At 58.9% G+C, this 25,737-nt stretch carries 18 protein-coding genes, 7 pseudogenes and 1 other annotated feature; of the genes and pseudogenes, 5 read left to right on the plus strand and 20 right to left on the minus strand.

Going from position 1 to position 25,737, the window contains the following annotated elements:
• Positions 1–318: 318 nt before the first annotated feature.
• From virB11 to NKH43_RS31110, 11 genes are all read right to left on the minus strand, one after another.
• Positions 319–1,359: a P-type DNA transfer ATPase VirB11 gene (gene virB11, locus NKH43_RS31060; protein WP_023673699.1), complete on the minus strand. Its 1,041-nt coding sequence runs from the start codon at positions 1,357–1,359 to the stop codon at positions 319–321.
• Positions 1,343–2,482 (minus strand): type IV secretion system protein VirB10, encoded by a 1,140-nt coding sequence (gene virB10 / locus NKH43_RS31065; RefSeq protein ID WP_023679589.1) that lies wholly within the window; start codon positions 2,480–2,482, stop codon positions 1,343–1,345. Before virB10 ends, virB11 begins: the two co-directional genes overlap by 17 nt.
• Entirely contained in the window at positions 2,475–3,359 is an 885-nt protein-coding gene (locus NKH43_RS31070) for a TrbG/VirB9 family P-type conjugative transfer protein (RefSeq protein ID WP_352861402.1), read from the minus strand. The genes virB10 and NKH43_RS31070 overlap by 8 nt, the downstream gene beginning before the upstream one ends.
• Entirely contained in the window at positions 3,356–4,069 is a 714-nt protein-coding gene (locus NKH43_RS31075; RefSeq protein ID WP_023679587.1) for a type IV secretion system protein VirB8, read from the minus strand. The genes NKH43_RS31070 and NKH43_RS31075 overlap by 4 nt, the downstream gene beginning before the upstream one ends.
• A complete protein-coding gene (locus NKH43_RS31080) occupies positions 4,066–4,224 on the minus strand; it encodes a type IV secretion system lipoprotein VirB7 (protein WP_081731114.1) in 159 nt (52 codons plus the stop codon). The genes NKH43_RS31075 and NKH43_RS31080 overlap by 4 nt, the downstream gene beginning before the upstream one ends.
• A 27-nt stretch (positions 4,225–4,251) precedes the next feature.
• Positions 4,252–5,139 carry a type IV secretion system protein gene (locus NKH43_RS31085; protein ID WP_023762840.1) on the minus strand — a complete coding sequence of 296 codons (888 nt, stop codon included), beginning with the start codon at positions 5,137–5,139 and terminating at the stop codon, positions 4,252–4,254.
• A 58-nt stretch (positions 5,140–5,197) separates the two neighbouring features.
• Positions 5,198–5,881 carry a TrbJ/VirB5 family protein gene (locus NKH43_RS31090; RefSeq protein WP_023673704.1) on the minus strand — a complete coding sequence of 228 codons (684 nt, stop codon included), beginning with the start codon at positions 5,879–5,881 and terminating at the stop codon, positions 5,198–5,200.
• A gap of 13 nt (positions 5,882–5,894) precedes the next feature.
• On the minus strand, positions 5,895–8,264 hold the full coding sequence (virB4, locus tag NKH43_RS31095) for a type IV secretion/conjugal transfer ATPase VirB4 (protein ID WP_023685155.1): 2,370 nt from the start codon (positions 8,262–8,264) through the stop codon (positions 5,895–5,897).
• Positions 8,264–8,590: a type IV secretion system protein VirB3 gene (locus NKH43_RS31100; protein ID WP_023673706.1), complete on the minus strand. Its 327-nt coding sequence runs from the start codon at positions 8,588–8,590 to the stop codon at positions 8,264–8,266. Before NKH43_RS31100 ends, virB4 begins: the two co-directional genes overlap by 1 nt.
• A complete protein-coding gene (gene virB2, locus NKH43_RS31105) occupies positions 8,590–8,895 on the minus strand; it encodes a pilin major subunit VirB2 (protein ID WP_023673707.1) in 306 nt (101 codons plus the stop codon). Before virB2 ends, NKH43_RS31100 begins: the two co-directional genes overlap by 1 nt.
• 74 nt (positions 8,896–8,969) lie before the next feature.
• Positions 8,970–9,755 (minus strand): type IV secretion system lytic transglycosylase VirB1, encoded by a 786-nt coding sequence (locus tag NKH43_RS31110; protein ID WP_352480565.1) that lies wholly within the window; start codon positions 9,753–9,755, stop codon positions 8,970–8,972.
• A gap of 934 nt (positions 9,756–10,689) precedes the next feature.
• Between NKH43_RS31110 and virG the strand changes: the two genes are divergently transcribed.
• Positions 10,690–11,415 (plus strand): two-component system response regulator VirG, encoded by a 726-nt coding sequence (virG, locus tag NKH43_RS31115; protein WP_352861404.1) that lies wholly within the window; start codon positions 10,690–10,692, stop codon positions 11,413–11,415.
• A gap of 248 nt (positions 11,416–11,663) precedes the next feature.
• Here virG and NKH43_RS31120 read toward each other — a convergent pair whose 3' ends face one another.
• From NKH43_RS31120 to NKH43_RS31135, 4 genes and pseudogenes are all read right to left on the minus strand, one after another.
• Positions 11,664–12,032 carry a hypothetical protein gene (locus tag NKH43_RS31120; RefSeq protein WP_352480566.1) on the minus strand — a complete coding sequence of 123 codons (369 nt, stop codon included), beginning with the start codon at positions 12,030–12,032 and terminating at the stop codon, positions 11,664–11,666.
• Between the two features lie 75 nt (positions 12,033–12,107).
• The gene (gene virD4 / locus NKH43_RS31125) at positions 12,108–13,853 is read right to left on the minus strand and encodes a type IV secretion system ATPase VirD4 (RefSeq protein WP_352480567.1); all 1,746 of its coding nucleotides are present in this window, start codon (positions 13,851–13,853) and stop codon (positions 12,108–12,110) included.
• Positions 13,854–14,100: 247 nt separating this feature from the next.
• Complete coding sequence (locus NKH43_RS31130) at positions 14,101–14,871, minus strand: hypothetical protein (RefSeq protein ID WP_352594796.1); 771 nt, start codon at positions 14,869–14,871, stop codon at positions 14,101–14,103.
• A 301-nt stretch (positions 14,872–15,172) separates the two neighbouring features.
• Positions 15,173–15,466: pseudogene (locus NKH43_RS31135) on the minus strand (integrase core domain-containing protein); the annotation flags it as partial.
• Positions 15,467–15,625: 159 nt separating this feature from the next.
• On the opposite strand from NKH43_RS31135, the pseudogene NKH43_RS31140 reads away from it, so the two are divergent.
• Positions 15,626–16,917, plus strand: a pseudogene (locus NKH43_RS31140) (IS30 family transposase).
• Between the two features lie 7 nt (positions 16,918–16,924).
• Here the strand turns inward: NKH43_RS31140 and NKH43_RS31145 are convergent.
• Positions 16,925–17,853 (minus strand): annotated as a pseudogene (locus NKH43_RS31145) (IS3 family transposase); the annotation flags it as partial.
• Positions 17,454–17,570, minus strand: a sequence feature (AL1L pseudoknot). It overlaps the preceding pseudogene by 117 nt.
• Before the next feature lie 503 nt (positions 17,854–18,356).
• Between NKH43_RS31145 and NKH43_RS31150 the strand changes: the two are divergent.
• Positions 18,357–20,276, plus strand: a complete 1,920-nt coding sequence (locus tag NKH43_RS31150) for a potassium transporter Kup (protein WP_352861407.1) — start codon at positions 18,357–18,359, stop codon at positions 20,274–20,276.
• Between the two features lie 88 nt (positions 20,277–20,364).
• Here NKH43_RS31150 and NKH43_RS31155 read toward each other — a convergent pair.
• The 3 genes and pseudogenes from NKH43_RS31155 to NKH43_RS31165 all read right to left on the minus strand — a co-directional run bounded on the left by NKH43_RS31155 (position 20,365) and on the right by NKH43_RS31165 (position 21,913).
• A pseudogene (locus NKH43_RS31155) lies at positions 20,365–21,088 on the minus strand (IS6 family transposase).
• A 50-nt stretch (positions 21,089–21,138) separates the two neighbouring features.
• A pseudogene (locus NKH43_RS31160) lies at positions 21,139–21,299 on the minus strand (DUF1403 family protein); the annotation flags it as partial.
• Between the two features lie 236 nt (positions 21,300–21,535).
• Positions 21,536–21,913, minus strand: coding sequence for a flagellar export protein FliJ (locus NKH43_RS31165; protein WP_352480573.1), 378 nt, complete (start codon positions 21,911–21,913; stop codon positions 21,536–21,538).
• Between the two features lie 296 nt (positions 21,914–22,209).
• Between NKH43_RS31165 and NKH43_RS31170 the strand changes: the two are divergent.
• A pseudogene (locus NKH43_RS31170) lies at positions 22,210–22,515 on the plus strand (IS6 family transposase); the annotation flags it as partial.
• Here the strand turns inward: NKH43_RS31170 and NKH43_RS31175 are convergent.
• Positions 22,514–23,236 (minus strand): annotated as a pseudogene (locus NKH43_RS31175) (TnsB C-terminal domain-containing protein); the annotation flags it as partial. The pseudogenes NKH43_RS31170 and NKH43_RS31175 overlap by 2 nt on opposite strands.
• 734 nt (positions 23,237–23,970) lie before the next feature.
• Between NKH43_RS31175 and NKH43_RS31180 the strand changes: the two are divergent.
• A partial coding sequence (locus NKH43_RS31180; RefSeq protein WP_352861409.1) for a Ulp1 family isopeptidase occupies positions 23,971–25,737 on the plus strand: 1,767 nt, incomplete at its 3' end.

The following is a 25,737-nucleotide window of genomic DNA, read 5'->3' on the forward strand; positions in this document are numbered from 1 at the left end:
AAGACACTCATTGAGCGCGGCTAGGTAAATCAAGGGTACGACCTGCCGGGTGTCGATGCCGCTTTTGAAGCAGGCATCGGCACCAGCTCGGTGAGCGTCGCCCGCGCAATTCAGCGGACGCGCTCGATACACCCAGTCGAATCGTGCCGCAACTTGCCGCGCCGACAGGGCGCCCGAAGACTTCAGACTTGTGACCGAAGGTCTACGCCCAGTCCTCCTCCCATTATCCACCTCCCTCAAATCAAAGTGGACGTTCAATCTGAACAAATTACGCCATCGTATCACAAACGACTTACCGATCCCCGACGTGCTCTAGCCTTAGTGCTTGTTAAGAAGGTCGGCTACTGTCTCTCCGCGTCGCCGGGCATCGGCGGCGAGCCACACCTCCCCCACCTCATACACGTCGCCGTGGGTACTGAACGGCACAATGACGTCAATGGCAGCCGACAGCAGGTCAAGAAGCGTGTGGTCTTCCACAGCAGCTCCTTGCGGGCTGCTCTTGACGAGTGAAAAGAGCTTTTTAAAGCCTTGGACCGGATCCGCCCCATGAATCGTTGATATTGATCCCGCATGGCCGGAGACGACTTCGCTAAGGTAGGCCCAAGCAGCATCATCGCGCATCTCGCCAAGCAATATTCGATCAGGGCGCATGCGCAAGCTGGCTTGCAACAGTTGCTCGGCTGTCACCGCACCTACGCTTGCTCGGTCCTTCGGATAGAGTAACCGGACATGGTTCTCGTGCGGGATTGCAAGTTCGAGCGTGTCCTCGATACTTATCAGCCTCTCTTGCGGGGGTATAGCGTTGATCAAAGTCTTGCTCATTGTCGTTTTGCCGCTTCCAGTAGGTCCGCAAAGCAGCATCGTGAGCCGCCCGCAAACGCATGCTCGCAAAAATTGCTCCAAGTCACCATGGTCGTAGTGCTGAAGAATCGTTTCGTCCTGCCGCTCTTGGCGCTCCTTTCGTGACCGCCATTGATTCCAACGCGAGTATTCGTAGCGAGAAGAAACTTCCTTGAGTTCGGTCACACGACTTGAGGGACGCCGTATCGTCAGGCTTATTGTTCCTGAGGGAACAGCGGGCGGCAAACAGATCTGCAGCCGCTCTCCGTTCGGCAGCTCAGTCGCACAGAGGGGGCTTTGCGGTCCGACATCTTGCTTGCGCAGCGCTCCAGCGAGGATCGCGATGTCCTCCAGATCGTCATAAGATAGCGGTAGCGGATGTTTCGTGAAAACGCCGGCCTGTCGGACAAAGGCTTCCCCAGGCCGGTTGATAGCGACCTCTTCGGTCCTTGGCTCCTCAAGCCATTTCAAAACAGGGTTGAGAAGCAAACGCAATTGAGGGTCAGCCTCCGGTCGCATTGTTGTCTCTCCGGCGTTGGCGATGTTGGGGGGCTGGCGCCACGGCGATCGGTCTAAGATCGTATACATCTGAGAAATCGAGGTCCCGAGCCACAAAGATCGATACAGCATCTCCCTGGTTTTTCTTCAGAGTTGGCGGAACGTTGATCGTTGCTCTAAGGGTCGTGTCAACGGCTTGTCCGGCGTTGCTCTGGAAGCTGTTGATGCCGCTTCCTCCACCTGAGCTGCCAGCGTATTGACCGGCGGCCTGAAACGCGCCTTGAATGACGCTCATGAGCATTGCTCCGCCAAAGCGCTGCCAGAAGTGATTATCCACCGTGCCAGGCATTCCGGAGCGGCCGAGCTCGTCAGCGCCCGGCGACGCTAGCGAAACGAGGGCATGGTCAGGCGTTTCGATGCGCGTCCACAGCACGAAGACACGCGCATCCCCCTGTTGGAGACCACGCTGGATCTCGCCAATCACGGTCGTCCCGCGATCCAAAAGCACCACGTTGTTGGTGGCGCCGCGGACGTCTTTAGGTAAGACGCACTTCACATAACCCGGTAAATTTGTGTCGACTGCCGTTTGCAAAATGCAGGGAATTATCGTTCCTTGGGTAATCACGAGATCAGGGTGCGGCAAAAGTGTGGCCCGGCTTGGCTCCTGTATATCTGGCTTCAATCGCCCCGTCAGATCGCCAGCGTCTGAAATCTCATGCGAGGTCGCGGGAGCATCCCTATGGTTGTCTTCGCTCCGCTGACCGTCGTTGGGCATTTGACCGCTGCCACTGTAGGCGAAAATTGGTGTTTCCTCCGGCGGCGGATCAGCTGGCGCCGGAGGCGGCGTGGATGGCGCAGGATCTCCTGCCTGCGCCGCCTGTACGGGTGCTGGAGCTTCGGGAGCAATCTCAATCGGCACGGGGCGGAATGGCTCGGCGTCGGCGACAATTGGAGGTTTTGGCTGAGTTGGCTCGTCTTGTGTGCTGGGACGACCGCCGAGCCAGATGAGCGATAGAGATGAGATGAGAACAAGAGCAGCGACGGCCAACTTCTGCAATCCCGAAACATGCCGGCGGGCCGGCTCCGAGACCATCGATCCTGAGGCATGGACATCATGTCCCGACTGTGGGCCGGTTTCATTCATCGGCCGGGCCTTTCAAAACGCGCCACACGTCGGGTGTCACTGTACCGGTCACTGGCGCTCGTCCCACAGGGTCATAAGCCCTGTTGAAAATGGACAAGACCGTATTGCCATCTCTCAGACGCCATTCCCGGGCGACTGCGGATACTTCAACATAGTCTCCTTTGACCGTGTAATTGGCAGCGGCTTCCTTGCCGTCGGGATTGATAATGTAGAGGGAGGGTATGCGGGAATTGCTTGCGAAGCCAAATACGGTGGTAAAGCCATTATCGAAAATTTCCAGCGGCGCCAGCGATCGATCGCCCTTTGCGACGTAGTGAAAATTGCTTTCGTCCGGACTGGTAGTTGCGGCGGGCCGATTCAACAAATCCTGAACTCTCTCGTCGCGCAGCACTTTCGCCCGGGCCTGACCAAGAATCGAGCGCCTTTCTGCGTCCTTTCTCTGAGCAGCAGCCTCATCAGCAGGATAGGTGAACTGCACACTGTAGTATAGGTCAGGTTGCTGCTCATCGAGTTTTGGCATCGCTCTCGTTGAAATACTGAAGACGTATCTCCGTGTACCGGACTCACTCTCGGCCAGCACGATGACCGGCTGCGGCGGGAGCATCCGGCTAGCCTTAAAAAAGAGATAGTTGGCGCGCGGGAGCGCAGCCAGGTCTTTGCTATTGGAAACGGCCACGGCTGCGACTGTCTCGTTGGCCGCGAATGTGACAACCAGCGTTGCCCCCACTGCGGTAGACAGGCGCACCACTTCGTCAGGACGGTAAGCCAGGTAGCGCATGCGCGCATCATGCTTGCCGGCAAGTGGTGTGTCTTCCGCGGACGCTTCCATCGTTAAGAAGAGTGAACAGACCAGCGCGAGAAACGCTCTTTTTGTCATGGCTGCACATAGCCCAGGTTCGATACGCTATCTTCCGAGCTTTGATAGGAAGTGACGAGTAGACCTCCCGGATTGGTGAGCCTCGATTGCCCAGGCAGACCCGTCAAGCGCTCGTAGCGGATGGTAGCTGTCCAGGTGGTCACTATCGGCATCTGCCCATCGACAACAAGCGTACGTTTGTAACGGATCTGTTGAACGTCCGGACTGATGTCGTTTGAAGAAATATGCCCGACCTCGAGCTTGCCGCGTTTGCCGACCGTGACTTGCGGCGAGGTGGGATTCGGATAGTTGAAGAAATCTTGATATTGCTGTCGCACAGCCGGCGCGCTGAAACTGGATACGAGGTCATAGGCGTATTGGGCTGTATCTGCTGTGTACCCCTCGCGCAGGCGTACATATTCCCACAGCGAAGCATTTATGACGGCTCGGTCTTGGGTTGCCGGCAGTCGAGAGACTGACACTTCGCTGTCGACGGTCCCATCCGGCCGGACCCAGAGGAACACAGGTACGAGCTTGGCCAACGGGACCATGGCAGCAATGGTAAATGCCTGGGCAACATTTCCTAGGACCGCCGCTGCGGCAAAGGCTATCAGGGCCTTTGACAGGCGCCGCGCAGACTTCGCTCGTGAAGTTTGAAACGCTTCCACCTTCTTATAGTGGGCGGCTAGCGTTTCTCTCTCCACCAGAAGGGCATGTTCAGGAACTTTCACTTTGGCTCTTCCGCGCATTCGACCTGAAGATCCTCAGGGGTGGTTTCCCATTGTCCCACGTTCAGTTGGAATGGGGCACCCGCGCATGTCGCAAGCCCATGGCTCGTCTTGCAGGCGGCCAAAGCGAGGATTGACAGAAGTAGGCAATATTTCATGTTTTTGGCACCGAGCTTGTCGATTGATTAACCACCCGCCGTTTTGGCAAAGTGGCGATTGAGGCTGTTAAGAGGTCGGTTCGCACCTCCCCAAGAGCCGCCGGCGATGCTGCTGGCGATCGTCGGAAGCGCGACGATCAGAGCGTCACCAGCTAGGAAAAGCATGTCGAGCTCGTAAAGCCCGATGATCTTGGCTGCTGTCGTGCCCGAGAATTTGATCATCAAAAGCATGGCTGCCAGCGAGACTGCTTCGGCAGCGATTACTATCGTTGCAACGATGTTGAGGAGGAGAAGCAGCAGCCCGTACGAGAGCAGTTGGCCGATCCATCTGGTGGCTATGTCTCGAGTGTGATCAAAAAGGTAGCCTACAAGGACCAGGGGGCCGATCGTCAAGAGCACCTTCGTCAGAATTCCAACGGCATCGTAGATCTCGAACGCTGTCCACAGCGCGCCGTAGAAAATCCATTGCGCTCCCTCGAAAGCAAGTATGTCCTGGCCGTTCATAGGCCCAATTTCGGAAGCAATCAGCTGAAAGACATACTGGCTTGAAGCAAACATGAGATCGAGCTTCTGGGGGATTCCGATGAAGGGCAAGTCGCTGCCACTGATGTCGTGAGCCAACCTCGGAATCGTGTCGTCGAAGAGCGCTTCAATGTACTGCTGATAGTTGGCCTGCCCTAAGATAAGGGCGACGACAATCGACACCATGATTACGCGCGAGATACCCCCGCGCGCATCGACTTGACCACGCATGACCAGACAGCCTTGGATTATTATCCAGAGCGTGACACACGCAACCAGAGGCGCACTGACCGCCGCTTGGACGTTTTCAAGCACTTTGTGCAGCCCGGACGTGAAGGCCCCATGAAAGATCGTGTGTATAGTCGTGAATGGCGCGGGAATTTTGAAATTCATGGCGTGAGCCTGATGTGTCCCTGATCAGCGCAGCTGAGCCTGATGAACTCTGTGTGGTTTACGGGAGGATGCTAAACATATTAGCGGTGTCCTGATGTTCGCGACGCTGCGTGGCGGCCTCCTCCACGGCGTGAAGGCTCCCTTGTGCAGTGGCCATTGTCAGCAGACTCGTGGCCTGGACATTTTGGATCATCGCATCGTGAATCTGCTTGAGGACCAGACCGTTGGTCACGGTGGCCTGCATAATATTTCCCGAGCGGGAAAGCTGACCAAGCGTGCCGGCGTTATCCTTAAGGCGCTTGTCCATCATGCCCAAAGTGTCGGCTGCAATAGCTGCGGCATTGGCGGCCCCGGCGATTTGTCCCTGTAACAGTTTCGCTTCTGAATCGGTGCCGTTGACTATCCGATTTGGGTCCTTCGCAATGTTACGGGCCATAATCGAAGCTGGCGCCCGAGCATCAAACATCTGCTCCTCCAGCTTATTGCTCGACGGGTAGTGATTTCCTTGGTTCAGTGAGCTTAGCAGTCCCGTGACAGCGAATGACGACGTTAGAATTGTCACCATTTCAATCGTGGTAGCGAGCGTCTCGATTGACCTCTCAAGGATCGCCGCATTGGAAAGCGCTGTTAAGGTCGCTTGTGTTTCTGTTACAGGGTCGCTGACGATAAATTGCGAACGGGCCTGTCCGTGAAGCAGAAGGGAAGCAGCAAGGGTCGTTACTGCAAGTTTGGCAAATTTCATGAATATTCCTCCGTCAGTCTTGAACTTCGTGGTACCGGGCCATGAACTTGTCGAGCCACCCACTTGGGGCGTCTCCGTGCTGGTTACGAAGCTGGTCGGCAAAGCGCACTGTGTTGGCCCGCCCCGAGAGTACGGCTACGTACTCGCGCATCTGCCCAAGATCGAATTCGCAAACAATACTCCCGCTATCGCGCTTGAGCAAAAACTTGCGGCTGCCGATTGCCATTCCCTGGCGGATTGCCTCGAACTCCTGCGCAGTGCACTTCAAGCCATCGACATACGCAGAGCGGTCCGCCGTCGGTGATGGGTAGAAAATTTTCGTCATACATTGCGCAACGAGACTAGCTCCGAGAGGCGATTCCAGAACGTGTTCAGGCTGCTGCGTTGCGAGTATCAACATGCCGTTGTTTTTGCGGACCGTGAGCAAGAACTTGTCGATAACGGCCGAGAATTGGGGGTTGAGTAGATAGAATCGAAATTCGTCGCAGCTCATGACGAACCGACGACCATCGACGATAGCGCCCACTCGATGCAGAAGGTATGCGGCGGCCGGTGCACAGACCTCCTCATATTCCAGGAGCTGCGTCATGTCGAAGCCCGTAATGGAGGCATCCAGCCTTACTTCGTCCACGTCGCCGTCAAAGGCCCATCCAAGCGCCCCCCCTCTACACCACCGCTGCAGCCGTGCTCCTGCGCCCTCGGAGGGGCTGTGCAATAGGAACTCGCGCAGGCCCGCAAGTGAGCGCATAGGGGGTTCGAACGAAAGCTGACGAACAATGCCGCGTTCCAGCCGACGGCTTTCCTCCGGCGAGATCGGACCACGGCCGTCACTCTCGATCAGGGCCATCAACCACTCGCGCAGAAAGTCCCGGGAGGCGGAGGTGTTGTCCAGTCCACGCAGAGGGGCCAAGCCGCTCGGAGCGCCTCTGCGCAACGCAAGATATGTCCCTCCCGTGGCTCGCACCAGCAGTTCACCACCCCGATCCTTGTCGAAGAAGACGATCGCACCATTGCGATCGACCAAGCTTTGCTCAAGCATCGCGAGGACAAAGGTCATCAGCGTCGTCTTGCCTTTGCCAACGGGCCCGAATATTGCCGTCATGCCGACGTCATTCTCATGGGGGATGTAGTCGAAAGAAGTTCCACCGTTTGTGCGAAAGCGCGCAACAGCATTGCCCCAGTGGCCGGAACTGGAACCGCTTGGGAAGTTCTCAAATGAGACGAGCCCGGCAAAATTGTGTGAGGTGATCGCCCCCGGGCGCGTGCGCCACCTGTTGTTCCCCGGAAGTTGGGACCAATATGCGGCCTCCATGCCGATGCCCTCTTGGACGATAACGGCGCCCGCGTCGGCCAGCCGTGCGCGGGCACTTGCTGCGCGATCTGCAAGGCTATTGAGGCTGTCGGCATAGACGCACAGGCTCAGATGATGCGAACCCATCACGAATTCGTTGCTTGCCAGTGCGTCCTCTGCCTCGGCAAGTTCATTGATCTGGGTGAGAGCCTTGTCGCCGGCACTCGTCATCTGGCTGGACTTAAGGCTTAGTTTGGCATGAGCTTGTGGGCGAGTGAGGAAGGAAAAGCTCTGGCTCAGGACAAGCGGGAAGTTGGCGGACAGCAAGGAATTTAGCATGCCCGGCCGCGTCGTCGCCGGATATTCACGGAACGAAAACAATGATCCGACGGAGCTATCCCCGGGCCTTCGAATCTCAAGCGCCCGCTTCCCGCAGATGACCTGGTCAGTGTAGATCGAGGCGCCAAGTGAGCCGGTAACCATCGGAACCGGAAGAAACCGGCAAGTCATCATGAGCCGAAGCGCCTCGCCGATTTCCGTGAAGAGCACGTTGCCTTTCTCACGAATGCCCAACCGGCGCAGACCGTAACCGCCGAGTGCGCCAGCAGTGATGTGCCAGAGGTCTTCCAGGCTCCGCATTTGGGTGGCTAGATCGTGCTCATTCCGTCTGCGGGACTTGGCAATCCGCAAGCCGATCTTGCCGATTGCGGTGCGGGGGGACACGATCAAAGTGAGGAAGTGATCGTTGCGAAAGAGCTTTCCCGACAGCACACGACGCTCGTAGGCCTCGCTCAGACTGCCAGCGAATGCACTTTGAAACTGGCGCGGCGCCGGCGCCGGCACATCGTTGTGTCTCACAAGATGAGCGTATATCGAGACATTGTCATCGGCGATGTTGCGCAAGAGAGTGTTGAACGCGCGGCAGCGCGAGTTGCGCATCTCAGCGTCTTCCAAATCAAAGGGCACACCGTTCACATGTGCCATGGCCATGATCGATCCGTCTTCCAGAAGGACAACCTGATCGCTTACGTGACCAACATACGGAAGGTAGATCTCGCCAGACCTCTCGGTCCGGCCGCTGGCGCCGAACATTACACCATTCCTCTTCCGCGTTTCGGCACTCTGATCGGATTGGCGCTGACGCTTGCGCCTCCCCAGACCGGCCCGTCCACGCTTCTGCCGGCCGTCTGCAAATAGAGCAGCACGACGCTTGCCGCGTTATAGTCACGCTCAACAACCAGCCGTGCTCCGAACCAGAGTGGCACGAGAACGATTTCGTAGAGCGGGTTCTGAAGGATAATGATAACAAGCCCAGCCAACATCATGAGCAATCCGGCCAGCGTCAGCGGCACCCCCAGAAACAGTGCGGGGCGCGTCGCCGCCACATAGAGGGTGCTCACTTCCAACCGGTCGCTCATCAGCCGCCGCCTATGAGCGCCTTGCCCAGGAAGCTGGCCCCGAACATGATGACGATCCCTCCAACGACACCCGCAACCAGGCCAAGTGAAGCACGACCGAACATCCAAGAGATACCGATGGCTACGAGCCCGAGCACGGCCAGTGATTGTCCAAAGGGGCCAAGTATGAACGTGCAGATATTCTGGACCATCTTGGCAGGATCCGTCCCTCCGGTCACCTGAGCCGCGGCTGGCCCGCTGTAGAAGACCGTCCACGCCGCGCCTGCAGCAGCGGCCGGTACATATTCAGCCGCCATGCGCAGCATGGAAAAAGGCGAAGGAACACGCGTTTTAAGCGCACGAAGTATCTTGAGTGGCGTCATCATTGCATCTCCATGTTTCAATCGAATACGAGTTTGTTCGGGTTCGCGGGTTCCCGTGCTTTCGCAGCCTGGCTGCCTGTCGGATCGGAGGGATCGGCCCCGGAGCGGTCCGGCTGATACGAGCCCCAGATGTCCCAAGAATCTTGGTTGGGCTGCTTCTTTCTATTGGCCTGTTGGCTCTGCTGGAGCAGAGGCGGCACGGCTTTCCGACCGGGTGCCTCAAGGTGCGGCACATCTCGAGCAGTCGGCTCCAGCGTTCTCTCAAGGAGACTTGAGATGTCCTTTGCGGCCGACTCGACCTTGCGTACATAACCGTTGGCGAAGCCATGCGTGACGTCGCCCGTGTTATAGGCCGAGATGGCACGGCGAAGCGCCAGTTGCTGTGCCACAGCAGTGGTGCCGCCGGCATACCGGCTTTCAAGCAAGTGGGCGGCAGCCGAAAGCGAGGCGCAGGGCTCGAAAGCCCTTTCCGGCGTGAGATTGAGCATGGCAAAGTTCTTGCTGTTTATCTGCATCAATCCAACATCGACAGAATGTTGTGCTTCGAGGCGTTCCTTGATGCCCCGCGTGGCTTCCAGGTGGTCTATCCAGCGAAGCTGCTCACCTGTGGTGTTGTCATGAGCCACCAGCGTTTCAAAGCCACTTTCAATCTTGGCAATCGCGGCGAGGGTGGACGGCGCAACCCAGGGGGCGCATTTGCGCGACAGGCTGCGGAACTCACGCGGAGAAAGTGGCGCGGGCTCGGCTGGGAGTGACATGGATGTCATCAGGACGATGGCCAGCGGCCAAGCTGCAATAAACATTCCCTATCACCTACCTTTCCAAGCCGCCGGACGGGTTCTGGCCCTGTCCGGCACGCGCTTATCGGGGAGGTTTGTTACTGTGTGATGTTCAAGTTCAGCTTTTCGGTTTCAACTGAAGCAAAGACCGTGTTCGTATCAGCGTGGGTGAGCATCTTGCGCATGCGTGGGTGGCGCGGGCCCGATCAGCCAGCGACATCCGGAGCATCTTGGTACAATGACTCCTGTACAGGATTGCTCGTCCCGGCCGTCCGTTGCTCCTGGAGTGTGGGCCGCGACTTCGGCGTCATGGATGGTACTTCTGTCAGCGCCAAGCCAAGGACAAAAATGGGGAGCTTGGCGGGTTTGTTCAGGCTCGGGATCACCGTGGGGAATCGACGAAGGCGATAAAGCAGCCCAACTTTGCCGGTATGCTGCCGGTCCTCAAAGAGCAGCCATGCGCGGCCCTGCACACTCAGATCATTGCTTGAGACGCGAGCTCGTCCGCGAAGCTGGCTCGAAGGCGCAAATCCGCGGGGGAGAGGGTCAACTGGGAAGACGTGGCGGCGCAGCCCATCCTGGTGCGAGCCTGGTTCAGCTGTTCCCGCCGTCAAAGGGTGGATCATGCACAGTCCCATCGGCAGAAATCCGCACGTCATTGACGGAGTCCGACGGCGCAATGGACAAGCATAGTGACACGCTCAAGATGGAGGAGTTGCAGTAACTGAGAAATGTTAGCCCGGACGTTCACCGCAACCGGCGACCTGCCGGTCGCCCGAACAGCATTTGAGGCCGCCGGCCACCTTGGACGAAGCCGGCTTGGCAGGAGACATACTATTTGGCACAAGGCCGCTGCAGCGAATCACGGTCTTCTTCCGCCGACCGCCTATCCGATCAAGCCAAACGCCGCGCTGCTCAAGAGGTTTAGACAAGGGGATTCAAGATTGAAGGTGTGCCGTTGAAACATGTTCTTGTCATTGACGATGATGCCGCAATGCGGCGCCTCATCGCCGAGTATCTCACGATGCATGCCCTGAAGGTAACCGCAGTCCACGATAGCAAGCAGTTTGACTATGTTCTTTCACGTGAGCCAGTCGATCTCGTGGTTGTCGACCTTAACCTAGGCCGGGAGGATGGACTTGCGATCGTCCGCAATCTGGCGACAAAATCGGATGTTCCTATCATAGTGATCAGCGGCGACCGGCTTGATGAGGCGGAAAAAGTGGTTGCACTGGAGCTCGGCGCAACCGATTTCATTCCCAAGCCTTTCGGGATGCGCGAATTCTTGGCCCGCATTCGAGTAGCGCTACGCCAGCGCATTTCTAGTCCACGAACCAGAGAGCAGCGCTCATTTCGCTTTGGGGCCTGGAAGCTCAGCGTGAAGCAGCGGCGACTGATCTGTGCGGAGCGTGGCGAGGTCAAGCTTACCGCATGTGAGTTCAATCTCTTGATCGCATTTCTGGAGAACCCCCGCAACGTGCTATCCAGAGAACGGCTTTTGCTCGCGAGCCGTGTGCGTGGAGAAGAGGTGTACGATCGAAGTATCGATGTCCTAATCATGCGCTTGCGCCGAAAGCTGGAGGCTGATGCGGCCAACCCTCGCCTGGTCAAAACATCCCGTGGCGAAGGGTACTTCTTCAACGCTGACGTAGACGTTAGCTACGGAGGCACGTTGGCCGCGTGACAGTGAGCTATGCTGGAGATTGGGGTGACGAGGCTGATCAAGTCTTCCAACAGTACCAGCCTGATCAATTACGGCGAGAGCTACCGGTCCGGAGATCGCATCAGCCCCTCTCTGCATAGGCACGCGGCCGCCTGAATTGCCGATTTCGCTCAGCTGCTGCTGAATGGCGACGGCTTGCGGCGTGTTCAGGGCCCTGTGCGTCTCCGCTGGCCACAACAGCGCTGGGGAATGTTCATTGTTGGGACGACTCACTCGGGTGGCAGGTGGTTGCCCTGGTCAAGCGCATCCGGCGAAGGGCGGATCTGCTGTTCGCTGGCAGCCAAGACTGGGGGCGGCGGCCCGAACTCCGGCGTCCCAGAGCTTGCGAAAGCCTCCGACACGCTTCTGTTGAGGTCATCCCGTCCAGCGGGCATCCCTGGGTTGCTGAAAAAAGACGAGGCGGCTTGATGATCCTGCCCTCGCTGAAGCACCTCGCGAAACCCCTGTTCCAGTCGCAGAAGCTCCTCTGGATCGGTTGGCGGCTCGTCAGCTCGACCATCGAACAGCGGCCGGAGCGCCTCGGACACGTGCTGCTCAAAGCCCACTCGCCGGGCCTGGACCGCTTGCCCGTCTTCCAAGCCGGCGTCCTGCACCTGCGACAAAGCTGTTACACGGGATGGATTACTATTTCGCGGGTCCATACTAGCCTCACATCAAACTGTATCGTCAAAGTCCTGCGCCAATTCACACAGCGGGTCATCGAGTTGAGATTCTGCGGAGAGCGCCTCCTCTGCTCCCATCAAGGGCGCCGGCTCCGGGAGGGCGCCTGTCTGGCTTTCAAAGATGCGTTTCAGAATGCGATCCGAGAAATAACGCACCTTCCTCAATTTTAATGGTGGCAGACCTTTGATGAGAACAATCTCGTAGTCGTCATCGAGCAGCCGAACCTGTTCGGGACGCAATAGCGGTGCACCTTGATGTGAATTCTGAATGTTCCAGTCGAACGTTCGCGCCTGGCTGTGGGAAATCGATTTGGCTTCAAACGTGTATTCACCGATGGCCTTGGAAATGTAGTTCGGAGTCTCGTCATCAGCCGTGGCCATGAACACTTGCAGTCCGGTATTGCTGAGAAAATTCTGCTTGCCAGCCTCTCCATAAGCCCCCGTCAGTGCCGAAAGGCTTTGGATGATGAGCATGAAACGCCCCTTGTAGCCCGCGATAGTCGTGATTGCGGTCTCGATCGCCTCCAGCTTACCCAAGTGCTTGAACTCATCGAGCAGGAAGAGAACCTCGTGCTTTTCATCCCGGCGGGCCAGCGACCGCTGCAGAATTGAAACGATTTGCTGAAAAAACAAGCGTATCAAAGGCGCGATCACCTCAAGGTCGTTCGGACCAACGCAAAGATAGATGCACGTTCTGCGACGGCGAAGATCATATACCGAAAAGTCCGAGCGACTTGTAGCCGCCTTTACAGCGGGATCCGCCCACAGGTTGAGCCCGCCATCGCCGAGCACGGAAGTGTAGGAGGTTAGGATTTTGGTATCGTTCCCCGCCATGTCGTCGAAGATGCGTTGTGCCTCTTTGTTCTGGGTCTCCATGGCGAGTCGCGCGAAGAGCTTAAACTTCTCCCCCGGCTGGGCGAAGAGGTCATAGACGGCGCCGATTGTTGGCGTGCCCCGCTCGATGCAGGCAAGGATTCCCGCGACAAAGATATCTCGAGCGCCGCTGACGAAACCTTCCGCGCCCTCCCCCTTGGCCGTAATCAAGTTTGCGGCCAAGCGGCGGGCTTCGGTGAATTGCTGCTGTGGAGGCAGCGCTATAAGATCCAACAGCGGATTGTAGCAGTTTGTGCGCCGCTCCGAATCCAGCGGCGCGAATTTAAACACGTCGTCACCTGCGGCTTTGCGCGCCCTCGAGGTGAGCTCAAAGAGCTCCCCCTTGACGTCCAGAGCTATCACCGAGCCTTTGAATGTAAGTAGCGTTGGAATGACTATGCCGACGCCCTTGCCAGCGCGGGTCGGTGCAACGATGAGGCTGTGAGGCTGCTCGCCATTGGTCAGGTAGTAGCCAGGCCAGAAAGGGCCACTTGTCTTCCCAAACACCGGCCCTGTCACGCCACGGTATCGTCGCAGATATCCCGTGCGTCGCATTTCATCCACTCGAGCCCAACGAGCCGTCCCGTGGTGTTCGAGCTTGCGGCGCAATACGATCTGCTGAATCAGCAAGACGACCGCGGACGTCGAGAGCACGATAGCCGCGCCCCGATAGAAAACGGGGGTTGCGAAACCCAAATAGAAGGGCGTCTCAAACCAAAAGGCACGGACATCAAACGCCATCAGAGCCTCGCCGCTACCGCCGTGGCGGAAGGTTGCGTAAAGACTTGCCGCACAGAAGCCCACGGCGAGTGAGCACGCGATGCTAATGGCTATGTTGGGGGGCGTCGTTTTTGTTGAAAGCATTGTTCCATTGCCGGATTAGCCGTAGCTAATGCTGCGCGTGCTTCAGAGACCGAACCGACGTCGCGCGATGTCGCCGCTCGACAGATCGATGCCGCAGCGGGTGGTGCGATGCTTGCAGCGCATCACCCGGCAGACGTGGTTTTTGAAAGTTACACTAAGCAGGTACCTCAACGGCCAGCGAATTGGAAACGGCAAGGCCGTAAACGGAATTCGGGAGAGAAAGCGTCACTGTACCATGGCCGAGACCTCAACGGCCGGAGCGATCTCTGCTTCTGGTGGCCTCCATTAGGTCCTCTCGGGCGTGATTGTAGGTGTGGCTTATGGACTGCCCGACTTGAGCACCCCGCTGCAGCTGTTCATAGGAGGTTTGCGGGCTTACTGTATCACGGACTGCAGCCTCAATACCTGCTATGTGGCCGTCCAGATTCGCGCTCCGTTCCTCTGCTGCATGCTGCGGCGGCGGCATGTGCGGCAAGATGTGTTGCATGCCGGGAACTGAGTGAGCTTGGGCCTGTTGATTTGCGTCGAACTGGTGATACGCGTTGAGAATAGCATTGGATGCTGTCAGCTTGACATTGACATCCGGATCAGAAGCCAATCCAATGGCCTGATCAAGAATGCGAGATTTATTTTCGTCATTAAACTTACTGAAGTGTGGCGCAACGTAAAGAGCTCCGAGAGCTTGCGACGACGGCTCCATGTTGCCAATGCGATTAACAATAGCATCTTGCATCCCTGGCGTTAGGTAATGGCATACATTACTGACCGCTCTGACTTGCTGCAACGCTACGTCATCCGGGGTGTACCCCAATCCGGCTGTTAATTTCTCGGCCAGATCGATGGCTGATCGTCCAAGCTGATTGGCCCGCCTTTCAAATCTCGCGAGGTCAGTTTCTGGCCCGGCTTGAGTGCCCCGAACGGCTGTTCGCTCGTGCGTCCCGAGGCCTTTGAAGCCCCCAAGATTTCGCGCTGTATCGCGCGGGTTAGCGGTTACCAGCCGTTCTGCAACATCGCTCAATGGCCCCTCTGGAACGTCACGGAGGCTACTGCTCCCCACGCCTTGAGATGATCTTGCAGCTGCGCGTGCCCGTTTGTTATCGCGATCCATTGCTCGCCTCCAAAGTAGTTATTCTACCCAATGAGGGTACCACCGAAGCTTGACCTGCTAAACCGATATGATGTTACAGTTGTAGTATGGCAAAGGGTTCCCAGCTCTGTGGGTCTGCCAAAAGCCCGTCTAAGACGAAGAAAATACGATGAAGTTGGCATCAAATGCGATGTGAACCGCCCCGGGCTTTTCGGAGGCCGTTTCGTTTGAGTCACGCGGCTATGGCTGGTTCATCCAACATGGCGTAGTAGCGTTCCTCGGCTTCGGCCGGCGGGATGTTGCCGATGGGCTCCAGCAGCCGGCGATTGTTGAAGCAGTCGACCCATTCGAGCGTGGCGAACTCGACGGCCTCGAATGAGCGCCAGGGTCCGCGTCGATGGATCACCTCGGCCTTGTAAAGACCGTTCATCGTTTCGGCGAGAGCATTATCGAAAGAGTCGCCGACACTGCCCACCGAGGGTTCGACGCCGGCCTCCGCCAAGCGCTCGGTGTATCGAATGCTGACTATTGGGCGGATTCAACCGGTCGTCGCAACACCAAGGGATTGGAGGTTGCAATGACGGTTCACCAACGCGCTTCAGATCGGTGCACTCGAAAGAAGCTAGATTCGCCCGGGCGTCCGCCTGCCTGACAGCGTGAGAATCGCTTCCGGTTCTGGCAAGCTATTGCCTTGGGACGTTCGAGCGAGGAGGCCGCACTGGATGCCGGTATATCAACGCCTCTTGGTCCGCGCTGGTTTCGGAGTGCAGGAGGGATGCCGCCAACGCATTTGGCGCCGTGGGCAAAGCCGCCTTCGGGGCGATATCCTTCTTTCGGGAGCGCGAGGATATTGCGCTTGAGCTTGCCGGGGAATCGGCATCCGGGCCATTGCGCGTAAGCTAGGTCGGCCGCCGAGCACAATCTCGCGGGAGGTCAGGCGCAATGCCGCGACGCGCAGCGGCAATCTGGATTACCGGACCAGTGCCGCCTGATGGCACGCCGATCGTGCGTCCCGGCGGCCTCCTGGCAAGCTGGCGGTCAATCCGGCTCTGCGTGAATATGTTGAGGAGCGCTTGGCTAGCAAAGTCACCAACCCGCATGGCGCCTCATTCGAGGGCCCCAAGGTGGGTATGGAAAATGCGGAGGGCTGTTCACCGGCAGAGCCGGAGGTGGTCGGCAGCCCTGGAGCCCCGAGCAGATCGCTAAATCGGTCTTCAGATCGATTATCCAGAGGATCAAACCATGCGGATCAGCCACGAGACGATCTATCAGTCCTTGTACATTCAAGGACGCGGAGCATTGCGCCGAGAACTGACCGCATGTCTGCGTTCAGGCCGAGCGTTGCGCGTACCGCGCGAACGGGCCCGAGTGCGCAACAAGCCCTTCATTGGAGACGCCGTTATCATAAGCGACCGTCCGGCCGAAATTGCCGATCGGGCTGTCCCCGGACATTGGGAAGGCGACCTCATCCTTTCGGAAGCTCGGCGATCGGCACGCTCGTAGAACGAAGTTCACGCTTCACAATGCTGCTTCACCTGCCGCGCATGCATGGCTATCAGCAGAGCCTGCGCATCAAGAACGGTCCACCACTTGCCGGCCACGGCGCTGAAGCAGTCCGCAGAGCCATAGCCCGATCCATGGGCAAACTTCCCGAGCAACTGCGTCAGTCGCTGACTTGGGACCATGGAGCGGAAATGGCGCAGCAGCCGACCTGCGCATCGACACCGGGCTCGAGATTTACTTCTGCGATCCCCAAGCCCGTGGCAGCGAGACTCCAACGAAAACACCAACGGCTTGCTGAGACAGTACTTTCCAAAGGGCACGGATCTCAGTCGGCACACAGCCCGGGAACTGGACGCAGTCGCCCATGCTATCAACACAAGACCGCGCAAAACGCTCGGCTGTAAAACACCTGCCGAAGTCCTCGACCAGCTCCTTGGGGGACAGTATGATGCCGGTGTTGCGACGACCGGTTGAATCCGCCTTGGCTGCCTCTATCCCTGTGATGGATGAGCCCGCCTCCCTGCACGGGCCGCCGATCATGGAGCCTGTTCCAGGGCATCGAGAACGAAGGCTGCATGCGCCGTCCGGCTCACCCGCCAGCCGACGATCCGACGGGCATAGGTGTCGATGACAAAGGCCACATAGACGAAGCCCGTCCAGGTCGCGACGCAGGTGAAGTCGGAGACCCGCAGCATGTTCGGCGCCGGAGCATGGAACTGGCGGTTGACGTGGTCGAGAGGGCAAGGTGCGGCCTTGTCGCTCACCGTAGTGCGGATCGGCTTGCCGCGGACGATGCCTTCGAGGTCCATGGCCTTCATCAAGCGGGCAACCGTGCAGCGGGCGACGTCGAAGCCCTCGCGACGCAACCGCCGCCAGACCTTGCGAACGCCGTAGACGCGGAAGTTCGCCTCAAACCGTCGGACCTCATCCTTCGAGGCTGTATCCCATCTTGCCCGAGCCGACAGCCGGCAGGGGTCGACGCGCTTGGCGACATGGTCGTGGTAGGTCGACGGGGCGATCGGCAGCACCTTGCAGATCGGCTCGACCCCATGCGCCTTGCGGTGATCGTCGATGAACGCGATCGTGGCCTGAACCGGCGGTCGAGCTTCGCCTGGGCAAAATACGCGGAAGCCTTGCGAAGGATCTCGTTGGCCTGGCGAAGCTCACGGCTCTCGCGTTCCAGAGCCTTGAGTTTCGTCGCCACATCCGTAGGCACACCGACTTGCACGCCACTGTCGCGCTCGGCCTTCTTCACCCCTCATGCAGCGTCTGCGCCGTGCAGCCGATCTTGGCGGCGATCGATGAAACCGCCGCCCACCGCGACGTATGCTCGCGTTCGTGATCCAGAACCAGCCGCACCGCGGGGGTCCGGACCTCGGGAGAGAACTTGTTGGTCGCCTTGCTTGTCATGGTTCCACCTTCTCAGGAGTTGGAGCCTCCGATCAACCCGGGGCGGTACACAAGAAGGGTCACGGATCAATCGAGGCGGGAACCCTAGAGAATCAGCCCTCAGAGCCTTTGGTAATAGACCGACCCCTCGCACCTGTTTGGGCTGGGTGTACAAGTCAGGTTTTCATCAGGTTCGACGAGTATGTCTGGCAGTAGAGCGCGACCACTTCCGTGCCCGCCCGCTCGTCTGGCAGACACACACAGGAGAAAGATATGCCGTCAGCTACAAGCAGCGCCATCGTTTCCTGCCGCAGATCATCGCTGATCCGGTCTGGCCCTCCATCAGGTTCCCCTTGAGCCTGTGTCTCGTCGAGGAAATGGCCCGGGAGCGGGATGGTGGTTTCGTATGAGACAATCCGCCGGTGCGGCAACAAATGCGGTCCGCATACGGAGCCATTACGTTGCGGCACTTGATATTGCAGTGCAGCAAAGGTAGAGGGCCGCCCCTTATCGGAGTGTCGTCCATGGTCCTTACCAATACTGGTAGCGAGGCAGAACCCGTCGAACAGTCGAGCCATCCGGCAATCGAACAGCAAAGCCCCAAGGTGCTGATGCTAGGCGCGCTCGGCGTTGTCTATGGCGATATTGGCACCAGCCCGATCTACGCGTTCCGTGAGGCGCTGGTGGCGTCGTCGGGCGGCAATGTCGCCGAGCGCGGCGATATCCTCGGCGTGCTGTCGCTGATCATCTGGTCGCTGACTATTATCGTCACCATCAAGTACATCATGTTCGTGCTGCGCGCCGATAACGGCGGCGAGGGCGGCGTGCTGTCGCTAATGGCGCTAGCGCGCGGCAGTTTCCCCAAGCGGTCGGCGGTGATCCTGGGCATCGGCATCGTCGGCGCCTCGCTGTTTTTCGGCGACGCGGTCATCACGCCCGCGATTTCGGTGCTTTCGGCCGTCGAAGGCATGAACGTCGTCACGCCTGCTTTCCAGCCTTATGTGGTGCCGCTGACCCTGGTCATCCTCGCCATGGTGTTCGCGGTGCAGCGCTTTGGCACGGGTGGGGTGGGATTAGTCTTCGGTCCGGTGACCGCTGTATGGTTCCTGGCGATCGGCCTTTCCGGTCTCAACCAGATCATCGCCGACCCGGAAATCCTGTGGGCGATCAGCCCGCATTACATTGTCGCCTTCCTGATCAATTCGCCCGACGTCGCTTTCGTCACCATCGGCGCCATCTTCCTTGCCGTCACCGGCGCAGAAGCGCTCTATGCCGATCTCGGCCATTTCGGATGCAGGCCCATCGTGGTCGCCTGGCTGTGGATCGTGTTTCCCTGCCTGCTGCTCAACTATGCCGGGCAGGGCGCTTTCGTGCTGGCGAAGAACGGTCACGTCGGCCACCCATTCTTCGAGATGAACGAAGGCTGGACGCTGATCCCGATGGTGGTGCTGGCAACCGCCGCGACGGTTATCGCCAGCCAGGCGGTGATCTCCGGCGCCTTCTCGCTGACCCGGCAGGCGGTGCAGCTCAATATGCTGCCGCGTCTCGAAATCCTGCACACCTCGGAACGGCAGTCGGGCCAGATTTACATGCCACGTATCAATCTGTTGCTGGCGCTGGCGGTGATGCTGCTGGTGGTCGGTTTCGGCGAATCGAGCAAGCTCGCCTCCGCCTATGGCATCTCGGTGACCGGCAACATGCTGGTGACGACGGTGCTGCTGTTCGTCGTCATGACGCGCATTTGGAAATGGCGCCTGTGGGTGGCGGTCGCCATGACGGCGCTGTTCGCGTTCATCGACATCGGCTTCTTTGCCTCCAACATCGTCAAGGTGTTCGAGGGCGGCTGGGCCTCGCTGGCGGTGGCCTTCACCATCGTTCTGGCAATGTGGACCTGGGTGCGCGGCAGCCGCTATCTCTTCGACAAGACCCGCCGCAACGAAATCCCGCTCGATTTCCTCGCCGGCAATCTGTTGAAGAAGAAGCCGCAGCTGGTGTCCGGCACCGCCGTGTTCCTGACCAGCGATCCGCAAAGCGCGCCGACAGCGCTGATGCACAGCCTGAAGCACTACAAGGTGCTGCACGAGCAGAACGTCATTCTGTCGGTGGTCACCGCACCGCAGCCGCTGGTGCCCGACAGCGAGCGGGTCAAGATGGAGACGGTCAACGAGTTGTTCATGCGGGTGACGCTGACCTTCGGCTATATGGAGCAGCCCAACATTCCGCGCGCGCTGGCGACCTGCCGCAAGCAAGGCTGGAAGTTTGACATCATGACGACATCCTTCTTCCTGTCGAGGCGCTCGCTCAAAGCCTCGCCCAATTCGGGCATGCCGGTGTGGCAGGACAAGCTGTTCATTGGCCTGGCACGCACGGCCGCCGATGCGACCGAATATTTCCAGATCCCGACCGGACGCGTCGTCGAGATCGGAACGCAACTGACGATTTAGGGCATGCTGCGGTTGAGAAGAATCGGTGCTGTCACATTGATTGAGCGGTAAGGAAAATCAGGTAGCAGCGCGCCCGGCACTGTAAGTTTCATCGGCTTGATGCAGCGATAGCTGGCCGGGACGGCTGTGACGCTGTAGCGACACAATGCATGGCGGCGTTACGCAGGTCTCGATGTTGAGCCGATGACAGCGCATTGCAGGGAAAGTGGAGCAGGTCGGCAATCGGATCATGGATGGAAACGAACCGCTGAAGCTGGCGTGCCGACTTGAAGCGTTTCATGATCCTTTCGCGTCGTCGGGTGGGCTGGTGCGAATTTTCCGCTCGATTATTCAGGCCTGTGTGCGACCGGTGTTCGACGCCGGGCATGAGGTCGCGCATGGCGGCATCATAGGATCGGAGCTTGTCGGTGATCATGATCCGTGGTGTCTGCCCTTGAGCCTTCAACCTGTGCATCAGACGCTTTGCCGCCTTGGAATTTCGGCGGCTTTGTACCAGCACTTCGAGGACGAAGCCGTCCTGATCGACGGCACGCCAGAGCCACTGCTTCTTGCCACTGATAGCCACGACACATTCGTCGAGATGCCATTTGTCGCCCATGCAGCCGGCTGACCGTCGCTTGATCTCTCGGGCGAAATTCCGTCCGAATTCGGTCTGATGCGTGACGATGATGCCGCGGGCCGCCAGCATGCCCTCAACCATGCGCAGGCTGAGCGGAAAGCGAAAGTAGAGCAGTAGAGCCATACCGCGTGCGCAATGATCTCGGGGGAAAGCCGTGGCGACCATAGAGCGGACCACGAGCAACTTCTGACATGGCCCAATGTACGCACATCTTCATAAGCTGTCGGTTGACTTTACGGTGCCGCGCCAAGCGAGCAGCATCCGGCCGGCGGGGCCGACCCCGTCTCCCGGCCGTGAGCAGAACGGCATCGCGCAGGCGCTTCATCCTCGACGCGGCCAGCCTGCTTTGCCGTTACCGCCGCCGCCGAAAGCGCCAGGCGTTGCCGCCAGGCGCCGATCCGCCGGCAGCGGTTCGTCTCCACCGATGATCCGATTGCCAACCAGTTCCACTATCTCCCAATACCTGCGTAACGCCGCTATGCAAATCTGGAACAAAATCGCGTATGTCGCCGCAGCATGACAGCCGTCCCGGCCAGCTATCGCTGCATTAAGACGCTGATATCTTTACACTGCCCGCACGCCTCTCGCGCGCCAACGGCCAGTCGGTGTCGCGAATTGAGGCGCGCTGAAGCCGTCCGGCTCAGCCGATCATGGCGCTTCGGTTGCCGGGTTCGAGGTCGTGGCCTCTGCCGCTGCGCGATTCTAGCATTTGCGCCTTGGAGAGCTCTGCTTCAGCCTCGGCGAGGCATGGCTCGGCTGCGGTTCTCTGCCGCAGAAGGTCCGATTGCGAATTCTTGACGTTGTCACGACGTAGGCGAGCGGCCTTGGCGAACGTCGGATAAGCGAAATGATTGACATCGGAGATGCCGGCCTTCGTTTCCTCGGCGTTTATCTGGAAGTCCAGTTCTCGCGCCATGCGTTCGAAATCGGCAATCATCATGTCTAGCTGGTGCAACTGTCGCCGCTTCTCATTCACCTGAAATTGCTTCAGTCGGACCAGACTACCTCGGGGCTTCATGACTCGGTACTCCGGTACACATTTCGTCCAATTCAAACCGCTCTCTCCCCTTAACGTTAGGCCTACAGCGACTCTCACGTTTTCTGCTGCGAGCGGAAACATATTTTCCAAAATCCTTGCCCGATGGCTATGAGTTCAATGGCATCGACAAGCATGCGAGCGGGGGACTTAAGGGGCGGTAAAAAAAAGGCGGAATAGGGCGATTTTCACAATGTCTGCATATGAACGCGTTGGGACCTGCGGCGGCTTGACACACAAAGCAATCGTCAAGATTTGCGACATGGACGCCGGGGGGCATGAATACGCCCGCCGTCAGCTACACGCCCCCCGATTTCCGCCGCCTATTATCGCCCACGCGGTCTGGCTTTATTTCCGGTTTCCGCTGAGCCTGCGCCTGGTTGAGGAAATGCTGCTGGAACGCGGCATCGTGGTTTCGTATGAGACAAGTCGCCGTTGGGGCATCAAGTTCGGGCCGGACTGCGCTCGCTGCTTGCGCCGCAAGCCGCCGTGCCGGAATGATGTCTGGTACCTGAACGAAGTGGTCGTCACCATCGCCCGGCAAAAAGCTTTGGTTGTGGCGTGCCATCGACCAGGATGCGTGGCCAACCATGCCTCCTTTGGACACATGGCCTGCGCGAGGCAGAGCGCGACCGACAGCGCCGATGGCTTCTCAAGGGTGAGGCAGAAGCCGAGAATGCAGCGCGTGGCCACGTCGCTAACGATCGTAAGATATGCGCGGCCGATGAAGGTTCCACCACCGTCGACGACCTCAACGAAGTTGATGTCGGTGGGTGTGTGATCGATCTGGCAGACATCCAGCGGGTGCGTGGCATGGATGTAACCCGGCCGCGCCTTGAGCCGTTGAAGATGCTTCGGGTTCGCTGATCTTTTCCTCGCGATCTACTCGGGGCTGAACAGCGAGGGTATGCGACGCGCGACGGTGAGATAGATGGAGTGGCCAGGCCGGCCTCCTCGCAGCGAGCCCGGACCTCGGCCACGACGGGAGCGAGCGGCGGAGCCTCCAGCACGAGCCACTGCGTCTTCACGATGATCTCCTCGATACCCTGGTCAAGGCGCTTTTTCCGAGTCCCCTCCCCGTCGCGCAGCAGCGACGTCACGGTCCGGTCGATGCGGTAGCGCGCCAGCAGATTGTAGATCTGGCGGGCGCAGCTCCGCGGCGGCCCGCTCGATCGGCGCCTGACGGGGCCCCGCACCATCGAGGATCTTATCCAGCTCGCGGGCTACACGACGTGCCGCGGACCATGCTTCATCGGAGAGAGATGGGGAAGGAGTTGCTTTTCGGTTGTGTAATCGGTTCGGCAAATGACCAATGAAATCGTTAGCGGAAAATCGGGGCTGTCGTAGCGCTAAAACCTAAACAACACCTAACTTTTCCCTGTTTGAAATCGGGAAGTAAAAGCGACACCGGTAAACCAGCGAGCCATCTCCAATATGTGAATTGTGGATTGCTCCTCGACGGGAGCTGAGGGGCGGCTCCGCAAGCCTTACGACGCTCTTTGCGAGCCGTAGCTGCCGAGCTGGCAAAAGGCCGGGCTACGTCGCGCCAGCGCAATCGGCGCGCAGAAAATTAGGCCTACCCGCTTCGGGACCGCGGACCTCGTCAGCTTCTCGTAAGTATGCCCGAGTAGGTTGCTCAGCTGATCTGTGGACGTGAGGCTAGCGTGAACCGGCACAAATTTGACCTATCCAATGTAACAGCTTGGCGGCAGGTGCAGCCCCCGGCATCTCAAGAGCAAGCGGCACAGGCCGGGCAAGCGGGCTTTGAGCAGCGCTTGGGCGAGGCGCGCCGAGCCGCTGCCCAAATTCCGGCCCCCGGCGTTCCGGCTCTGCCAGACCCGTTCCATCCTCATCCGTCTCAGGGAGACCTGAGCCTCATCGAAGCCGCGGCCCCATGGGAAGCGCAGCCCATGATGCAAGGGAGCGGACAAGAACACGCCGCGGCGCCGTACGCCGGAGGCAGTGGGTCGATGCTAGGTGCCTCGGTGCTGCAGCCGGGTCACTCAACGGCGCGCCATCTTCATGCGCCGGATTCGTCAGTGGTTGATCTGAATCCCGCACCGGTCGAGTTGCGTGACCATGCTCGTTCTGTGCCGGCGGCGGTGCAGCCAGATCCTTCAATAGTGGTCTCCGGTCACGACAAGCGTCCTCTTTATTCCAACGATGCGACTGTTGTCGAAGGGCTGAGGTCAGCACTCTATGCCGGTAAGGTCGGGGAGCGCTCGGTCAAGCGCCATGTAAATTCTCTTCTCGGCTTCGGTCGTTGGCTCTTTGATAATAACAGGCCGGGATTTGCTGCTCGGCTTGACGCGCTGGATCAGGATCTCAAGGAGTACGAGAGCAGGGTCGGCCCCTCGGAGTACGAGAGCAGGCGTGGCCCCTCGGACGTGGCTAGAGCAGTGGGTCGTCTCAAGACGTGGGCGGGCGGAGCGCCAGTGCTGGGCCGCGCTGTCCTGACTCCCGACCCTGCCGACGCCGCGCTCATCAGAAAATACACAGCGGCTCTCATCAAAGAGTACAAGGCAGCGTCTGCGACCGAGCCGAATCCCGCTACCATTCAGACCTATGGATCTGCTCTTAGACGTTTTAGTCAATACCTGGTTGAAAACAACAAGCCGGGGATTGCGGCTCGGCTTCACGAGGGGTCGCTGGATGAAGATGCCAAGCGCTATATGAACTCCGGTGGGATCAGTGCACTAGCTCATCTCCGGAAGTCCGAACTCAGGCGCGAAATTGCCCTTGCTGCTCGTCCGGAAGACGCAGTCGGCATGGAGGCTCGTGCCATTGGGGACGCCGCTGCGCAGCATAGCGGGCCGCAGAAGGCATTGGGTCGGCCAGAGAAGCTCCCTGGGAAAGCTAATGAAGACGGGCGGGTGCTCGGCGCATTGCAATTGCTAGGCGACCAACATATCCAGAGGGATTACCAGCTCCTGGAGCAGGAGTTGCAGGGGAACAATCCAGAACTCGCCGCCCGGACGCGGTTCGTGGATCCCCTCGTAGCCCATTCTCATCTGCGCTTCGGCTCCGAGAGCGACAGGCTAAGCGCATTCCAGCGCATCGTCCATAATCAGAACGGTAACGACACAGCCGACTTCCTGTTCGTGCCAGTGAGCGATGCCGGTACGACTCGTGAGGAGCGCGGCACCCATTGGTCGCTGCTATTCGTTGATCGCCGCGACCGGGCACGGCCGGTTGCCCATCATTATGACTCCGCCGGGGAATACAATAAAGAGCTTGCAAAAGAGTTCGCAAAAAGGCTGGGCGCCCGCCTGGACTCACCCCGCATGGCCCAGCAGAGCAACAGGTGGGATTGCGGAGTCTACGTGGTGGACGGCACGCGGGCGCTGGTTGGGCGATTGCAAAGATGGCAGCCAGATGACCTGAACCTCAACAACCTCGTCGTCAATCGGCAGGCACTACAAGCCCGACTCATGGGTGACGATACATCTGGAACGGCAAATTATCTCACGAACTTTGAACTCATGGACCGACACGCCCGAGAAGCGGTTAAGGAAAGCCCCGTTGGGACGGGGGACGCCGCTGCGCAGCGCAGCGGGCCGCAGGAGACATTCAGTTGGCCGGAGAATCTCCCCCTTGGGGAAGCTAATGAAGACGACGCTGTTGTGGCATCGTCTTTCGTGCCTGGGCACCATCACCAAGCCTCGGATCCCGCAGGGTCCTTTCGTCCCCTGAGCTGGCGCGACGGCGACCAGCGCGCGCTGGACGAGCGGATCGCTGCACAGGACAGGAGCAACCAGCTACCAAGCGAGGAGGTCCTCATCAACCGTGAGCATGATACAGCGGAG

This window comes from Mesorhizobium sp. M1163 (genome assembly GCF_040318415.1).
Taxonomy (GTDB): domain Bacteria; phylum Pseudomonadota; class Alphaproteobacteria; order Rhizobiales; family Rhizobiaceae; genus Mesorhizobium.

Bases quoted from the DNA above. Each gene is read 5' to 3' on its own strand.
- virB2 (WP_023673707.1), bottom strand. From the start codon at position 8,895: ATGCTGCGCATGGCGGCTGAATATGTACCGGCCGCTGCTGCAGGCGCG.
- NKH43_RS31090 (WP_023673704.1), bottom strand. From the start codon at position 5,881: ATGAAATTTGCCAAACTTGCAGTAACGACCCTTGCTGCTTCCCTTCTG.
- virB11 (WP_023673699.1), bottom strand. From the start codon at position 1,359: ATGCGACCGGAGGCTGACCCTCAATTGCGTTTGCTTCTCAACCCTGTT.
- NKH43_RS31165 (WP_352480573.1), bottom strand. From the start codon at position 21,913: ATGAAGCCCCGAGGTAGTCTGGTCCGACTGAAGCAATTTCAGGTGAAT.
- NKH43_RS31100 (WP_023673706.1), bottom strand. From the start codon at position 8,590: ATGAGCGACCGGTTGGAAGTGAGCACCCTCTATGTGGCGGCGACGCGC.
- NKH43_RS31110 (WP_352480565.1), bottom strand. From the start codon at position 9,755: ATGTTTATTGCAGCTTGGCCGCTGGCCATCGTCCTGATGACATCCATG.
- virB10 (WP_023679589.1), bottom strand. From the start codon at position 2,482: ATGAATGAAACCGGCCCACAGTCGGGACATGATGTCCATGCCTCAGGA.
- virB4 (WP_023685155.1), bottom strand. From the start codon at position 8,264: ATGTTCGGCGCCAGCGGCCGGACCGAGAGGTCTGGCGAGATCTACCTT.
- NKH43_RS31080 (WP_081731114.1), bottom strand. From the start codon at position 4,224: ATGAAATATTGCCTACTTCTGTCAATCCTCGCTTTGGCCGCCTGCAAG.
- NKH43_RS31150 (WP_352861407.1), top strand. From the start codon at position 18,357: ATGGTCCTTACCAATACTGGTAGCGAGGCAGAACCCGTCGAACAGTCG.
- NKH43_RS31085 (WP_023762840.1), bottom strand. From the start codon at position 5,139: ATGAATTTCAAAATTCCCGCGCCATTCACGACTATACACACGATCTTT.
- NKH43_RS31070 (WP_352861402.1), bottom strand. From the start codon at position 3,359: ATGACAAAAAGAGCGTTTCTCGCGCTGGTCTGTTCACTCTTCTTAACG.
- virD4 (WP_352480567.1), bottom strand. From the start codon at position 13,853: ATGCTTTCAACAAAAACGACGCCCCCCAACATAGCCATTAGCATCGCG.